We start from the raw sequence: 14,781 nt of genomic DNA, 5'->3' as shown, positions 1-14,781 counted from the left end.
TGCAGCCGCCCGCTTCACGGGTCCGAAAGCTGTCTGTGCGCATGTGACACCCAGAAGGTGCGCCAATGCTCGACCTCGTATTCGGCCTCAATACCCGGCTGGGACGCTTGCAGTTCTTCCTGGTCACGATCGTGCTTGCGGTGGTGACGACCGCGATCTGCTTTGCAGTCGCGATGTCCGTGCTGCGCGACATCACGCCGGCCAATGTTCGTCCCGCGGATCTCCTGAAGAGTTGGGGGATGATCGCAGCGATCGCGTTCTTTGCGCTGGCGACCATGACGCTTTACTCGATGCGCGTCCGGGACATCGGGTGGGACCCGGTTTGCGTGGTCCCGGCCTGGATCGCGCTCATGATCGTCGACTATGTCGTCGCGACGCGGTTTCCCGCCTATGCGGTCAGCCAGGATCATACCGGCACGATCGTCGGCGGCATCGTCAATCTCGCGCTGACGCTGGCGCTGTTGTTCTGGCCGAGCCGCGACCGTCACGCCTGAAGCACGATGAGATGAGGTGCCGCTCGCTTTCTAGACGAACGGCAGCTTGATGTTGCTGCGCTTCTCCAGCCATTCCGGTACAGGCAGGTTCTTGGCGCGCATGAAGTCCGCGTTGAACAGCTTGGACTGATAGCGGCTGCCGGAATCGCACAGCACGGTGACGATCGTCTTGCCGGGTCCGAGCTGCCTGGCGAGGCGCATCGCGCCCACGACGTTGACGCCCGTCGAGCCGCCGAGGCACAGGCCCTCGTGCTGCAGCAGCTCATAGATCACGCCGACGGCTTCGGAATCGGGAACGAGATAGGCGTCATCGACCTTCGCGGTCTCGACGATCGCGGTCGCCCGGTTGAGGCCGATGCCTTCGGTGATCGAGCCGCCCGGCGTCGCCTTGGCATCGCCGGTCCTGAAGTATTCGAACATGCCGGCGCCGTGCGGGTCGGCGCAGGCGATACGAATGTTCTTGTTCTTCTCCTTGAGGTAGCGGCTGGTGCCGGCGAGCGTGCCGCCGCTGCCGACCGAGCAGACGAAACCGTCGACCTTGCCATCGGTCTGCTGCCAGATTTCGGGTCCTGTCGACTCGTAATGCGCCTTGGCATTGTCGAGATTGTTCCACTGGTCCGCGAACAGCACGCCATTGGGTTCGGTCTTGCGCAGCTCGTCAGCGAGGCGGCGGCCGACATGCTGGTAGTTGTTGGGATTGGAGTAGGGCAGTGCCGGCGATTCCAGCAGCTCGGCGCCGCAAAGCTTCAGAAAGTCCTTCTTTTCTTGGCTCTGCGTCTCCGGGATCACGATCAGGGTGCGGTAGCCGCGTGCGCTCGCGACGACCGCAAGCCCGATGCCGGTATTGCCGGCCGTCGATTCCACCACGAGCCCGCCGGGCTTGAGCTCGCCGCGCTTCTCGGCCTCGAGGATCATCCATTTGCCGGCGCGATCCTTCACCGACTGGCCGGGATTCATGAACTCGGCCTTGCCGAGAATGGTGCAGCCGGTCAATTCCGAGGCGCGCTTCAGCTTGATGAGCGGGGTGTTGCCGATGGCTTCGACAACGTCGTTTCGAATGATCATGTCGGGGAAATCGCTACCAAGGGGGTTGATCTGGTTGGCCAGAACGTAGTGCTTGGGAGGCCAAAGGGGAAGGCTTTTGCGCTGCGGCGAAACCGAGCGAAACCTCTGCTCAAACAACGATATTCCCAAGAGACGCGCCCGGCGAAGATGGGCTCGGCCGCAAGCCGGGACATCGGGAGGAGGAAATGCCCGCGCTCCGTCCGGCCGGGAAAGATGACAGTCGTCATCGGCCTCCTCGCGACCTCTTTTTGCCAAGAGCGAACTTCCCGTCCTCGATGGCTGTGGATGGCCCGGATGCCGTAATCGCATCTGCTCGAAGAACGGCCTTCTCTCGGAGATTGAGGCGCTTGTGGGATTTCGCAGGCAGGGGGCGCGACCGGGGTGCGGTCGATGGAAAGGCCCAGGTGTCGCTGTGGCACCAATATCACATGAAATCTTGGTAAGCTTGATTGTGCATTCCGATGCTTCAAAATGAGAGAAACCACTGCAAGACAATTACCTTTCGAATTTGAAGTGGTTCGTCCTACTTCGCTTGCGTGGCCATCTCGCAACTGCGGGACTGTCCCGCAGTTCGGCGCCCGGCTAGTATGATTTTTGAGGTTCCGCAGAAAGCATCGCCGCCTGTGAATGAGTTGTCCAAAGACCCCCGAATGTCCCGCCGCGAATCGGTTAATCCGGCTGCGCGGCGGTTCGATCTGCCCGGCGGGGGATGGATGTGACACAGGATGTTCCTGGGATCGCCGTGCAGCGGTCTGAAGGTTCTGCATCCCGGACGACGTTGCGCGCGGCGCGCTGGCTTGCGGTGGTGTGCCTCGCCGTCGGTTCCAGCGCTTGCGTGCTGACCCAGGATCTCCCCGATCCCGCCCTCAATGTTCCCACGCAGTACAAATATGCCGGGAAGGCGGATGCGCCGCCGTCGCTGGATTGGTGGCGCAGCTTCCGCTCCAGGGAGCTGACGCAGCTGATGGAGGAGGCGCAGACCGTCAATCTCGACATCGCCGCCGCAGTGGCGCGCATCGTCCAGGCTGACGCCCAGGCCCGGCAGGCGGGCGCGGCGCTGCTGCCGAGCTTGTCCGGCACCGGGCAGGAGGCCTATTCGCGCACCTCCGGCTCCTCCGCTTCAGGGCTTACCAATGGTGGCCGCGAGGTCGTCAACTACCAGGCATCGCTGAGCGCGAGCTACCAGCTCGACTTCTGGGGTCAGAACCGGGATGCGCTTCAGACGGCTGAGGAGACGGCGAACGCCAACCGTTTCGACCGTGACACCGTCGCGCTGACGACGCTCGCGGCCGTCGCCAATGCCTATTTCCAGGTGCTGTCCTCGCAGGACCGCATTAGGACCTCACAGCGCAACATAGCGAGCGCGCAGCGCATCCTCGATGCCGTGAGGGAGCGGCGCAAGGCCGGCACAGGCACCGATCTCGACGTTGCCCAGCAGGAGAGCGTGCTTGCCAACCAGAAGGCCCTGGTGCCGCCACTGCGCCAGACGCTCGACCAGAACGTCAACGCACTCGCCGTGCTGGTCTCGCGCCCGCCGGAAAGCGTGCGCGTGCTTGGCGGCTCGCTGGACCGGATCGCGATCCCGCGCGTGACGCCCGGCCTGCCGTCGGAGCTGCTGACGCAGCGGCCGGATATTCGCCGGCAGGAGGCGCAGCTCGCCTCGGCAACGGCGAATATCGGCAACGCACGCGCGCAGTTCTTTCCGACCATCCAGCTTACGGGCAATGGCGGCTATCAGAGCTCGGCCCTGGTCTCGCTGTTCCAGCCCCATGCGGCCTTCTTCCAGCTCGTCGGCAGCGCTACGCAACCGATCTTCGACGGTGGCAAGATCCTCGGCAATTTCGAGTTCGCCAAGGCCCGGCAGGACGAGTTGCTCCAGACCTATCGCAAGACGATCATTCAGTCCTTTGCCGACGTCGACAATGCGCTGTTCTCGATCAAGCAGACCACGATCAAGCTTCAATTGCAGCGCGATGTCGTCACGGCCTCGCGGCGCGCCTTCGATCTCGCCGAGCAGCAATTGCGCGCCGGCACCGCCGACATCGTGACCGTGCTCAACACTCAACTGACCCTGTTCCAGGCGGAAGACGCGCTGTCACAGGCGCAACTGGCCCGCTTGCTCGCCATCGTCAGCCTGTATCAGGCGCTCGGTGGTGGCTGGGAGCCGCGCATGGAGAAACCGGTCAATGCTCTTTAAGCCGGATAACAAGCAAGGCGTAGAGCAGGGCACGGCGAAGAAATCGCGCGGCCGCAGCTTCATCATGACCCTGATCACGCTCGCGATCCTCGGCGGGCTCGGTTATTACGGCTGGACCGTCTGGCATCAGCAGCCGCAGCAGGCGAACGGCCGCAACCAGCGGCCCGATCTGCCGGTGCCGGTGCTGGCGGCGACGCCGCGCATCCAGGACGTTCCTGTCTATCTCGACGGCGTCGGCGCGATCCGCGCGCTCAACACCGTGACCGTGCGCTCGCAGGTCGACGGCAAGCTGATCGCCGTGAAGTTTACCGAAGGCCAGGACGTCAAGAAAGGCGACGTGCTCGGCGAGATCGATCCCGCGCTCTACCAGGCCACCTACGACCAGGCGGTCGCCAAGAAGGCGCAGGATCAGGCCCAGCTCGCCAACCAGCGCATCGACCTGACACGGTATGAGCAGCTCGCTGCCTCCAATGCCGGCTCCAAGCAGCAGGCGGACACCCAGCGCGCGCTGGTCGCGCAGACCGAGGCGCTGGTCAAGGCCGACCAGGCTGCGATCGACAACGCGGCGGCGACGCTGAGCTATACCAAGATCGTGGCGCCGATCTCGGGACGCGCCGGCCTGCGCCAGGTCGACCAGGGCAACATCGTCCACGCCTCCGACACTACGGGGCTCGTGGTGATCACGCAATTGCAGCCGATCGCGGTGTGGTTCAGCCTGCCGCAGCAACAGATCATGCGCGTCAATGCCGCGGCCGCCAAGGGTTCGCTCGCAGTCGATGTGTTCGGCAACGACGGCGTCACGGTGATCGACACCGGCAAGCTCACCGGCATCGACAACCAGGTCGACCAGACCACCGGCACGCTCAAGCTCAAGGCGGAATTTCCCAACGCCAGCTACCAGCTCTGGCCGGGCCAGTTCGTCAATGTCCGCCTCAAGGTCGAGACGCTGATGCAGGCGTTGGTGGTGCCGACATCGGCCGTGCAGCGCGGCCCGATCGGGACATTCAGCTATGTCATCGGCGAGGACAATATCGTCTCGGCCAAGCCCGTGACGGTGATCCAGCAGAACGAGCACGACGCCGTGATTGCCAACGGCCTGTCGGCGACCGACAGGGTCGTCACCACGGGCTTCGCCAATCTATCCGACGGCTCCAAGGTGACTATCGGCCGCGACGACCAGACCCCGTCGGCCGATCTCGCCCCGCGCAAGCGCTCGCGTGGGCCGGAGGGCCAGAAGGACGGCGCCAAGGAGGGTCAGAAGGACGGACAGGGTAAGGACAGCGAGTTCCGCGCCAAGCGCAAGAGCAGCGAGGGCGACCTGAAGGGACAGACCGGGCCGGCACCAGGGCCTGGTGCATCGGGGAGTGGAGCCAAACAGCCATGATCCCGACAACAGCCGCTTGACGCGGTAGGCAGATCCCATGGGTGTTTCCGAACCCTTCATCCGCCGTCCCATCGCGACCTCGCTGCTTGGCATCGCGCTTCTGATCGGCGGCTTGCTGGGCTATTTCGCGCTGCCGGTCTCGGCGCTGCCACAGGTCGATTTCCCGACCGTACAGGTGACGACGCAGCTTCCGGGCGCGAGCCCCGACGTGATCGCCTCGTTGATCACGGCGCCCCTGGAGCGGCAGCTCGGCCAGATCCCGTCGCTGTCGGCGATGAATTCGATCAGCTCCTTCGGCGTCAGCCAGATATCGCTGCAGTTCGATCTCAACCGCGACATCGACGGCGCGACCCAGGACGTGCAGGCCGCGATCAATGCCGCGGCGGGCGTGCTGCCCAAGACGCTGCCTTATCCGCCGACCTACGCCAAGGTGAACCCAGCGGACGCGCCGGTGATGACGCTGGCGCTGCGTTCCGACACCATCTCGCTGCGGGCGATGAGCGACATCGCCGATACGCTGCTGGCGCAGCGGCTGAGCCAGATTTCCGGGGTGGGGCGGGTCTCGGTGCTGGGCGGGCTGAAGCCGGCAGTCCGCATCCAGGCGGATCTCGCACGGCTCGCTGCCTACGGCATCGCCATGGAGGACTTGCGTGCCGCGATTGCCAATGCCAACGTTTCCGGGCCGAAGGGCTCGCTCGATGGCGCCCAGCAGGCCTACATCATCGCAGCCAACGACCAGATCGCCGCCGCCGACGCCTACAAGCCGATCATCATCGCCTACCGCAACGGCTCGCCGGTCACCATCGCCGACGTCGCGCAGATCGTCGACGGCCTGGAAAACGACCGCACGGGCGGCTGGTACCAGGGCACGCCGGCCGTCATCATCGACATCCAGCGCCAGCCCGGCGCCAATGTCATCGACGTCGTCAGCCAGATCCGCGCCGAAATCCCCAAAGTGCAGCGCGCGATCCCGGCCGGTGTGAACCTCACCATCGTCTCCGACCGCACCGTAACCATCCGCGCCTCGGTCCACGACGTGCAGTTCACGCTGGTTCTCAGTGTCGTGCTGGTGACGCTGGTGGTGCTGCTGTTCCTGCGCTCGCTGCGGGCGACCCTTATCGCCGGCGTGGCGCTGCCGCTGTCGCTGATCACCAGCTTCGGCATCATGTATTTCGCCGGCTTCAGCCTCGACAATCTGTCGCTGATGGCACTCACGATCGGCACCGGCTTTGTCGTCGACGACGCCATCGTCATGATCGAGAACATCGTCCGCCACATGGAGAACGGCGACAGCGCGATGGAGGCCTCGCTGAAGGGCGCCAGCGAGATCGGCTTCACCGTGATCTCGCTGACGGTGTCGCTGATCGCGGTGTTCATCCCGCTCCTGTTCATGTCGGGCCTCGTCGGGCGCATGTTCCGCGAATTCGCGCTGACACTGACGATCGCGGTCGTGACCTCGGCCGTGGTCTCGCTGACGCTGACGCCGATGATGTGTTCGCGCCTGCTCAAGCACGCGCATGAGGAGCTTGCGGTGCCGGGCCTTGCCGCCATCAGCCGCTTCATCGACCGCACCGTCGAGGCCTACCACCGCACGCTGCTGGTGGTGTTGCAGCACCAGCGCATGACTCTGGTCGTGACCTTCGCCACGCTGATCGCGACCCTCGTCCTCTACGTCGTCGCGCCGAAAGGCTTCCTGCCGCTGCAGGACACCGCCTCGATCACGGCAGTGACGGAGGCGGGGCCCGACGTCTCGTTCGCGGAAATGCAGAAGCGGCAGACCGAGGTCGCCGATGCCATCAAGGCCGATCCCGATGTGACCGGCGTGGTCTCGGTGATCGGGGCGGGCTCGGTCAACCCGACCACCAATGTCGGCCGGCTCGTCATGTCGTTGAAGCCGCGCGGCGAGCGGCGTGACGATGTCAGTGCGGTCGTGATCCGGCTGAAGGAGAGGGTGGCCGGCATCCCCGGCATGACCGTCTATTTCCAGCCGGTGCAGGACGTGCAGATATCGACTCAGTCGAGCCGCTCGCAATACCAGTACACGCTGACCGGCACCGATGCGGCCCTGGTGTCGGAATGGGCGCGCAAGCTAGTGGCGGAGATGCGGCGCGATCCGCTCTTCCGCGATGTCTCCTCGGAGGCCCAGGAAGGCGGCCTGCGCGCGCAGCTCGATGTCGACCGCACGCGTGCCGGCCAGCTCGGCGTCAGCCTCCAGGCCATCACCGACACGCTGAACGACGCCTTCGCACAGCGACAGATCTCGACCATCTACGGCCAGGCCAACCAGTACCGCGTCGTGCTGGAGGCGCTGCCGATGTATCAGCGCGATCCCTCGATCCTGTCGAAGCTCTATCTGCCGGGTGGTGCGAGCGCCACCGCCGGCGCGCCCAACGCGCAGGTGCCGCTGTCGGCCGTGGCGACGCTGAAGCGCACCACCGCGCCGCTGGCGATCTCCCACCAGGCGCAATTCCCGTCGATCTCGCTCAGCTTCAACCTCGCGCCGGGCGCAGCGCTAGGCGATGCGGTCGAAGCGGTCAAGTCGATCGAGACCCGCATCGAAATGCCCAACAGCATCGTCGGCGTCTATTCCGGCGACGCCGCAGAATTCGCCAAGGCGCTCGCCGGGCAGCCATGGCTGCTGCTCGCCGCCGTGATCACGATCTACATCGTGCTGGGCGTGCTCTATGAGAGCTACATCCACCCGATCACGATCCTCTCGACGCTGCCCTCGGCCGGCGTCGGCGCCATCCTGGCGCTGATGCTGTGCGGGCAGGACCTCTCGGTGATCGGCCTGATCGGCATCATCCTGCTGATGGGCATCGTCAAGAAGAACGCGATCATGATGATCGACTTCGCGCTCGATGCCGAACGGAACCAGGGCATGTCGCCGCAGGAGGCGATCGTGCAGGCCTGCCTCTTGCGCTTCCGTCCGATCATGATGACGACGCTGGCGGCGCTGTTCGGCGCGCTGCCGCTCGCAATCGAGAGCGGCACCGGCGCCGAGCTGCGCTTCCCGCTCGGCATCTCTATCATCGGCGGCCTGCTGCTGAGCCAGTTGCTCACGCTCTACACCACGCCCGTGATCTACCTCGCGCTCGACCGTATCAACCGCCGCCTCGAGCGCGCGCTGCCGCCGGCCGAGCCAGGAGGTCCGCCGGTCGCGGGCGCGACCGAGGGGATGCAGTGATGGCATCGATTTCGGAACCCTTCATCCGCCGCCCGGTCGCGACCACGCTGCTGTCGATCGGGTTGTTCCTGCTGGGTGTCGTGGCCTACGATTTCCTTCCTGTCGCTTCGGTCCCGAACGTCGATTTTCCCGCCATCTTCGTCTCGGCCAGCCGGCCGGGCGCCGATCCGTCCGTGATGGCGGCGACCGTGGCTTCGCCGTTGGAGCGGCGGCTGGGCGAGATCTCGGGCATCAACCAGATCACCTCGACCTCGTCGCTGGGCACGACCAACATCCAGCTCCAGTTCGACATCGGCCGCAACATCGACAAGGCCGCGCGCGACGTGCAGGCGGCGATCAACGCATCGCTGGTCGACTTGCCGAGCGACCTGCCGGCGCTGCCGCGCTTCCGCAAGGCCAACACCGCCGGCGCGCCCGTCTTCGTATTGGCGCTGACCTCGAAGACCCTTGCGGCGAGCGCGATCTACGATGTCGCCGACACCGTGCTGGCCCAGCGCATCTCCCAGGTCCCCGGCGTCGGCAACGTGACGATCAGCGGCGCGGACCAGCCGGCAGTGCGGATCCAGCTCAATCCTGTGGCGCTGTCGAACGCCGGCATCGCTACCGACGACGTCCGGACCGCCATCATCAATGCCAATCCGCTTGGCCCCGTCGGCATCTTCAACGGCGAACGCCAGAGTGAGACGCTGTCGCTGAACAAGCAGATGCGCACGGCCAAGGAATTCCGGGACATCGTCATCAAGAGCGGGAACGGCAGTTTCTTGCGGCTGTCCGACGTCGCCGAGATCGAGGACGGCGTCCGCAATGCCCGTTCGATCGCATGGTTCAACAAGCAGCCGGCGGTGCTGATCCAGATCACCAAGCAGGGCGACGCCAACGTCATCGATACCGTCGACCGGGTGAAGGCGCTGATCCCCGAGTTGAAGCAGTGGATTCCGGCCGGCGTGGACGTCTCCATCCTGGTCGACCGCACAAGCACGATCCGCGCGAGCGTGATGGACATGCAATGGACGCTGCTGGCGACTGCCATCCTGGTGATGGTTGTGGTGTTCGTATTCCTGCGCCGTCTGACTCCGACGATCGCGGCGGGCATCTCGGTGCCGCTGGCGCTGGCCGGCACCTGCGCCGGCATGTGGGTCGCAGGCTTCTCGATCGACAATCTGTCGCTGATGGCGCTGGCGATCTCGGTCGGTTTCGTGGTCGACGACGCCATCGTCATGATCGAGAACATGTACCGCAATCTCGAGCACGGAATGCGGCCGTTCCAGGCGGCGATCGAGGGCGCCAGGCAGATCGGCTTCACCGTGGTCTCGATCAGCCTGTCGCTCATCGCGGCGTTCACGCCGTTGATTTTCATGGACGGCATTGTCGGCCGCCTCCTGCGCGAGTTTTCGCTGACGCTGACCTTCGCGATCGTGGTGTCGACGCTGGTGTCGCTGACCGTCACGCCGATGATCTGCGCCCATTACATCCGGCAAACCACGTCCGGCACCGCGACACTGTTCGATCGCATCATCGAAGGCTCGCTATCGCGAATCGTCGCATTCTATGCCCGCACCCTGCGCGCCGTACTGGAATTCCCGCTGCTGACGCTGCTGGTGTTCTTCGCCACGATCGGGCTGACGGTGATGCTCTACATCAAGGTCCCCAAGGGCTATTTTCCGACCGACGATTCCGGCTTCGTCATCGGCGCGACGCGCGCCTCCGCGGACATCTCGTTCCAGTCCATGCTTAGCCTGCAGCAGCGGCTCGCCGACATCGTCATGCAGGATCCGGCGGTGGCCGGCATCGGCTCGACGGTCGGCGGCGGAGGCGGGCCGGGCGGGGCGACCTCGAACCGCGGCACCATGTTCATCAGCCTGAAGCCGCCGGAGGAGCGCGATCACGTTTCGACGCAGGTGGTGATCGATCGCCTGCGGCGCGCATTGTTCCCGGTGCCCGGCATCCGCCTCTTCATGTTCGCCGCCCAGGATGTGCGCGCCGGCGGACGACAGAGCGATTCCGACTACCAGTACACGCTGACCAGCACCGACCTCGGTTTGCTCCAGAAATGGGCTCCGATCGTGGCCAAGCGCATGGAAAGCGTCGAGGGTATCACCGACGTCTCCAGCGATCGAGATCCGGGCGGACTGCAACTCACGCTCTCGATCGACCGCCAGAAGGCCTCGGCGCTCGGCGTCCGCGTCCAGGACATCGACAACGCGCTGAACAACGCGTTCTCGCAGCGGCAGATCTCGATCATCTACACCCAGCGCAACCAGTACATGACCGTGCTGGAGATCGATCCGAAATTCCAGGTCGATCCCTCAAACCTCGAGCGCATCTATGTTGCCGGTGCCGGCGATGCGCAGGTGCCGCTGTCGGCCGTGGTGCATGCGACGCGTGGGTTGGCCGCGCTTGCGGTCTATCACTCCCAGTCGTTTCCCTCGACCACGGTGTCGTTCAACCTGCTGCCGGACGTGCCGCTTCAGACAGCCACCCAGAACGTCCAGCGCGCGGTGGAGGAGCTGCACATGCCCGAAGGCATCCGCGGTAGCTTCGACGGCAATGCCGGCGACTTCGCCAAGACCAGCGGCCGCCAGCCGCTGCTGATCCTCGGCGCGCTGGTGGCGATGTATATCGTGCTCGGGGTGCTCTATGAGAGCCTCGCCCATCCGCTCACGATCATCTCGACGCTGCCCTCGGCCGGGTTGGGCGCACTGCTCGCGCTGCAGCTCACCAATACGCCGCTGACGGTGATCGCCTTCGTCGGCATCATCCTCTTGATCGGCATCGTCAAGAAGAACGGCATCATGATGGTCGACTTCGCGCTCGATGCCGAGCGCCAGCGTGGCCTGTCCTCGGCGGAAGCGATCTTCGAGGCCTGCCAGGCGCGCTTCCGCCCGATCCTGATGACGACCATGGCGGCGCTGTTTGCCGGCATTCCGCTCGTGGTGGCGACCGGCCCCGGCACGGAGCTGCGCCGTCCGCTCGGCATCACCATCATCGGCGGCCTGTTCGTCTCGCAGATCCTGACGCTCTACACCACGCCCGTGATCTACCTGCTGATCGACCGCCTGCGGCGGCGGTCGGAGCCGCGTCCGGTGCCTGCGCCGGCGGAATAGGTTGTTGAAGCGCCGCATCAAGCGTATAGCGGCGCCCATGTCGAACCCGCCAGATACAGCCGCCGCCGAGCCGATCCCCGAGTGCCCGCATTGCCAGAAGCCGATGCCGCTGTGCATCTGCGACAGCGTCACGCCGATTGAAAATCGGCTCTCGCTCCTGATCCTCCAGCACCCGCAGGAACAGGACAGGGCGCTCGGCACCGCGCGGCTGCTGGCCAGGCATTTCGCCAAGGCGACGGTGCGGGTCGGCCTGTCCTGGCCGAGCCTGTCCAAGGCGCTGGGCCATCACGTCGAGAACGCCTCGCACTGGGCCGTGCTTTATCTCGGTTCGGCCCGTGCCGCCGATCTCGAAGCGGAAGCCGAGATCGTCGCGCTCAATCGCAAGGGCGAGGTCGCGGACAACCAGCGCGCAATCCTCGGCAAGCTCGAAGGCATCGTGCTGCTCGACGGCACCTGGAGCCAGGCCAAGGCGCTGTGGTGGCGCAATCCGTGGATGCTCAAGTGCCAGCGAGTGATCCTCAACCCCGCGCACCCCTCGCGCTATGGGCGTCTGCGCAAGGAGCCGCGCAAGGACGGGCTCTCCACCATCGAGGCCGCGGCGACGATTCTCGCCGGCCTCGAGCGGCGTCCCGACATCGCCGAGACGCTGAACGCCAGTTTCGAACGGCTGTTAACACGCTACCGCGAGGTCCAGGCCGAGATGCCGGAATTGGCGCCCAAACCTGCTTCGAAGGGCCGGCGCGACTTCCGGCGGCGCAAACGAGCCTGACTTCGGCCCAACTCATCTGTACGGTCGATTGCACCGCGAGGCGCGGGCGTCTAGAGACCGTCGGCCGGCATAGGTCGCGATCGGCGGTCCTGTTGCGGCGCCAGAGAGCGGCATCCGAAGGGGCAGTCGAATTCAGCTCGCAGCGAAGGAAATTCTGACACAGGCGGCGCGGCCCGATCGATGGGGCACGCTCGCACTGATGGACATTTCGCTGCGCTACCGTCGGACCGTGATCGGCCCGCTCTGGATCACGCTGACACTCGCCGCGACGATCGCAAGCGTCGGCACGGTCTATGCGGCCCTGTTCAAGCAGGACATCGCCGCCTTCCTGCCGTCCTTCGCGGTCGGGCTGATCGTCTGGACCCTGATGGCCACGACGCTGCAGGAGGGCTCCAACGTCTTCGTGGCGTCCGGCCATCTGATCAAGGCGGTGCCGGCGCCGCTGATCGTTCATGTCCTCCAGATGATCGCGCGCAACGTGCTCATCTTCGCGCATCATCTCGTGATCGTCGCGCTGCTCTACGTCGTGATGCCCTGGCCGCTGCACTGGAGCATGCTGCTCGCGCTGCCCGGCTTTGCGATCCTGTTCCTCGCGCTGCTCGGCGGCTCGGTCGCGCTCGGCATGCTCTGCGCGCGTTTTCGCGACATTGGTTCGGCGATCGTCAGCGGCCTGCAGTTCGTCTTCTTTCTCACGCCGATCATCTGGACCGAGGACAGCGCGCGGGGCACCGCGTTTCATTGGCTGACATGGGTCAATCCGTTTGCGACGCTGCTCGATCTGGTGCGCCGGCCGCTGTTGTCGCAACCGACCGATGCGGAGCAATGGCTGCTGGGGGCCGTCTACGCGATCCTCGTGGCCGTCATCGGCCTCGGCTGCTACGCAAAATACCGCCATCGCGTGGCGTATTGGCTGTGATGCGCGCATGACGACCACGGCCCACATCGCGCTTCGGGACGTCTCGGTCACGTTTCCGGTGCTGTCGTTTCGTGACCGTTCGCTGCGCAGCCGGTTCGTCAGCGCCGTGACGCTGCGGCGGAAGGCTGCGGTTTCGCATATCATCACGGCGTTGAACGGGGTCAGCCTCGACCTCCGCGCCGGCGACCGGCTCGCCATCATTGGCGCCAATGGCGCCGGCAAGACCACGCTGCTGCGGGTTCTCGCCGGCATCTACCATCCGACGGCGGGGACCATCGACGTATCCGGCCGCTGCCTGTCGCTGTTCGATTTGCAGGCAAGCTTCGACGAGGAAGCCACCGGCTACGAGAACATCATGCGGCGCGGCCTCGTGATCGGGGCCCGGCGCGCCGAGATCGACGCGCGGCGGGCGGAGATCGCCGAGTTCACCGAACTCGGCGACCGCCTCGACCTGCCGCTGCGCACCTATTCGAGCGGCATGATGCTGCGCCTGATCTTCGCGGTCGCAACCGCGGTCGAGGGCGAGATCGTGCTGCTCGACGAATGGATCGGCGTCGGCGACCAGCAATTCCGCAAGAAGGCGCGGCAGCGGCTCGATGAGATCGTCGCCCGTGCCGGCATCCTGGTGCTCGCCTCGCACGACATCGAGCTGATCCAGAGCACCTGCAACCGGGCGATCCTGCTGGAGCAGGGACGGATCATCGCGGCCGGGGCAACCGATACGATTCTCGCGCAATATCTGGCGGGGGCCGGCACGAGGAAGGCGTAGCGGCCCGAGGTCCCCGCTAGGGCATGATCCGGAAAAGTCTGAAGCGGTCTTCCGAAGAGATCATGCGCAAACGACGAGCTAAAACGCGATGAGGATTCATCCAATCTCATTGCGCTTGAGGGGTGGCCTCCGGCCAAAATCGGGCGAAGGCGGTTGCCTAACCCGTTGATCCCCTATATTGGTCCGCCCTTACGGGGCCACGTGGCGGAGTGGTTACGCGCCGGTCTGCAAAACCGTTTACTCGGGTTCGAGTCCCGACGTGGCCTCCATCATAAATAGCTGATTTTCCATCGGAATTCTGTTGCGATCGTGTTCCGATGGCTGCGCCGGCGAGGCTCGCCTCGTCCTGCCCCCGGATTTGCCCGGGGGTCACTTGAAACCCTGGATTCACGCCCGTTGGCATACACTTCGCATCTGCGAAATGATGCGACTGACATCAACGAGCGCTGGAGCACCCGTGGGCGACATCGTCCAATTTGTCCCGAAATCCGAGCTGGAGCGGGCTCGCCTGATCCGCGAGGCCCGTGCGATCTATGACAGCATCTTTCCATCGGCCGCATCCGACCGGGTGCCGCGGGATGGTGAGGAACGCGTCAAGACCTGATGGTCGCGGCCTCGGCTTTCACACAGCGCCGACGGCAAAACGCCGGCGAGGCGGGCGCTATGGCTCACAGTGAGAGCAGCCTCAGCAGGCCGCGTACCAGCCGTCGGGGAACGGCAGGAGGGGCCAGGCGCCCTCGTTGTCATTGGCGGCCATCGGAGCTTTCCTGGGCGTCGCGTCGAAACTCCACGAGCGGGGCACGAACTCCTCCTCCGGCGCGGGAGCGAAATCTTCAAAGACCATGGCGTCGCGGACGGCATCCAGCAGCAGATTGAATTCGGCTTCGCTTCTCATC

The 14,781-nt window shown here is 65.2% G+C and carries 11 protein-coding genes and 1 tRNA gene; 10 read left to right on the top strand and 2 right to left on the bottom strand.

Features of this window, described 5'->3' with window-relative positions:
- The first annotated feature begins 65 nt into the window (after nucleotides 1-65).
- Nucleotides 66-494 (top strand): hypothetical protein, encoded by a 429-nt coding sequence (locus C7G42_RS20475; RefSeq protein WP_199581028.1) that lies wholly within the window; start codon nucleotides 66-68, stop codon nucleotides 492-494.
- A 30-nt stretch (nucleotides 495-524) separates the two neighbouring features.
- Here C7G42_RS20475 and C7G42_RS20470 read toward each other — a convergent pair whose 3' ends face one another.
- Nucleotides 525-1,559 (bottom strand): cysteine synthase A, encoded by a 1,035-nt coding sequence (locus C7G42_RS20470; protein ID WP_106950763.1) that lies wholly within the window; start codon nucleotides 1,557-1,559, stop codon nucleotides 525-527.
- A 709-nt stretch (nucleotides 1,560-2,268) separates the two neighbouring features.
- Between C7G42_RS20470 and C7G42_RS20465 the strand changes: the two genes are divergently transcribed.
- From C7G42_RS20465 to C7G42_RS35365, 9 genes are all read left to right on the top strand, one after another.
- On the top strand, nucleotides 2,269-3,756 hold the full coding sequence (locus tag C7G42_RS20465; protein WP_106950762.1) for an efflux transporter outer membrane subunit: 1,488 nt from the start codon (nucleotides 2,269-2,271) through the stop codon (nucleotides 3,754-3,756).
- Nucleotides 3,746-5,140, top strand: coding sequence for an efflux RND transporter periplasmic adaptor subunit (locus C7G42_RS20460; protein WP_106950761.1), 1,395 nt, complete (start codon nucleotides 3,746-3,748; stop codon nucleotides 5,138-5,140). Before C7G42_RS20465 ends, C7G42_RS20460 begins: the two co-directional genes overlap by 11 nt.
- Nucleotides 5,141-5,177: 37 nt before the next feature.
- Entirely contained in the window at nucleotides 5,178-8,327 is a 3,150-nt protein-coding gene (locus tag C7G42_RS20455) for an efflux RND transporter permease subunit (RefSeq protein ID WP_106950760.1), read from the top strand.
- A complete protein-coding gene (locus tag C7G42_RS20450; protein WP_106950759.1) occupies nucleotides 8,327-11,431 on the top strand; it encodes an efflux RND transporter permease subunit in 3,105 nt (1,034 codons plus the stop codon). The genes C7G42_RS20455 and C7G42_RS20450 overlap by 1 nt, the downstream gene beginning before the upstream one ends.
- Before the next feature lie 37 nt (nucleotides 11,432-11,468).
- Complete coding sequence (locus C7G42_RS20445; protein WP_106950758.1) at nucleotides 11,469-12,200, top strand: tRNA-uridine aminocarboxypropyltransferase; 732 nt, start codon at nucleotides 11,469-11,471, stop codon at nucleotides 12,198-12,200.
- Between the two features lie 199 nt (nucleotides 12,201-12,399).
- Nucleotides 12,400-13,116: an ABC transporter permease gene (locus C7G42_RS20440; protein WP_245427850.1), complete on the top strand. Its 717-nt coding sequence runs from the start codon at nucleotides 12,400-12,402 to the stop codon at nucleotides 13,114-13,116.
- Between the two features lie 7 nt (nucleotides 13,117-13,123).
- On the top strand, nucleotides 13,124-13,885 hold the full coding sequence (locus C7G42_RS20435; RefSeq protein ID WP_106950756.1) for an ABC transporter ATP-binding protein: 762 nt from the start codon (nucleotides 13,124-13,126) through the stop codon (nucleotides 13,883-13,885).
- Between the two features lie 195 nt (nucleotides 13,886-14,080).
- Nucleotides 14,081-14,154: transfer RNA gene (locus C7G42_RS20430), tRNA-Cys, on the top strand.
- A 188-nt stretch (nucleotides 14,155-14,342) separates the two neighbouring features.
- On the top strand, nucleotides 14,343-14,489 hold the full coding sequence (locus C7G42_RS35365; RefSeq protein ID WP_199581027.1) for a hypothetical protein: 147 nt from the start codon (nucleotides 14,343-14,345) through the stop codon (nucleotides 14,487-14,489).
- Nucleotides 14,490-14,570: 81 nt separating this feature from the next.
- Here the strand turns inward: C7G42_RS35365 and C7G42_RS20425 are convergent, their stop codons facing one another.
- Nucleotides 14,571-14,780 carry a hypothetical protein gene (locus C7G42_RS20425; protein ID WP_106950755.1) on the bottom strand — a complete coding sequence of 70 codons (210 nt, stop codon included), beginning with the start codon at nucleotides 14,778-14,780 and terminating at the stop codon, nucleotides 14,571-14,573.
- Between the last annotated feature and the right edge of the window lies 1 nt (nucleotide 14,781).

The sequence above is a fragment of the Bradyrhizobium sp. MOS003 genome (assembly GCF_003020125.1).
In the GTDB taxonomy this organism is placed as follows: domain Bacteria; phylum Pseudomonadota; class Alphaproteobacteria; order Rhizobiales; family Xanthobacteraceae; genus Bradyrhizobium.
The sequence above is the reverse complement of the archived record's forward strand: the minus strand, read 5'-3'. Positions and strand labels throughout refer to the sequence as shown.

What these genes read in the sequence shown, in the direction of transcription:
- C7G42_RS20460 (WP_106950761.1), top strand. Translation starts at nt 3,746, where the DNA reads ATGCTCTTTAAGCCGGATAACAAGCAAGGCGTAGAGCAGGGCACGGCG.
- C7G42_RS20445 (WP_106950758.1), top strand. Translation starts at nt 11,469, where the DNA reads ATGTCGAACCCGCCAGATACAGCCGCCGCCGAGCCGATCCCCGAGTGC.
- C7G42_RS20475 (WP_199581028.1), top strand. Translation starts at nt 66, where the DNA reads ATGCTCGACCTCGTATTCGGCCTCAATACCCGGCTGGGACGCTTGCAG.
- C7G42_RS20455 (WP_106950760.1), top strand. Translation starts at nt 5,178, where the DNA reads ATGGGTGTTTCCGAACCCTTCATCCGCCGTCCCATCGCGACCTCGCTG.
- C7G42_RS20470 (WP_106950763.1), bottom strand. Translation starts at nt 1,559, where the DNA reads ATGATCATTCGAAACGACGTTGTCGAAGCCATCGGCAACACCCCGCTC.
- C7G42_RS20465 (WP_106950762.1), top strand. Translation starts at nt 2,269, where the DNA reads ATGGATGTGACACAGGATGTTCCTGGGATCGCCGTGCAGCGGTCTGAA.
- C7G42_RS20440 (WP_245427850.1), top strand. Translation starts at nt 12,400, where the DNA reads ATGGACATTTCGCTGCGCTACCGTCGGACCGTGATCGGCCCGCTCTGG.
- C7G42_RS20435 (WP_106950756.1), top strand. Translation starts at nt 13,124, where the DNA reads ATGACGACCACGGCCCACATCGCGCTTCGGGACGTCTCGGTCACGTTT.
- C7G42_RS20425 (WP_106950755.1), bottom strand. Translation starts at nt 14,780, where the DNA reads ATGAGAAGCGAAGCCGAATTCAATCTGCTGCTGGATGCCGTCCGCGAC.
- C7G42_RS20450 (WP_106950759.1), top strand. Translation starts at nt 8,327, where the DNA reads ATGGCATCGATTTCGGAACCCTTCATCCGCCGCCCGGTCGCGACCACG.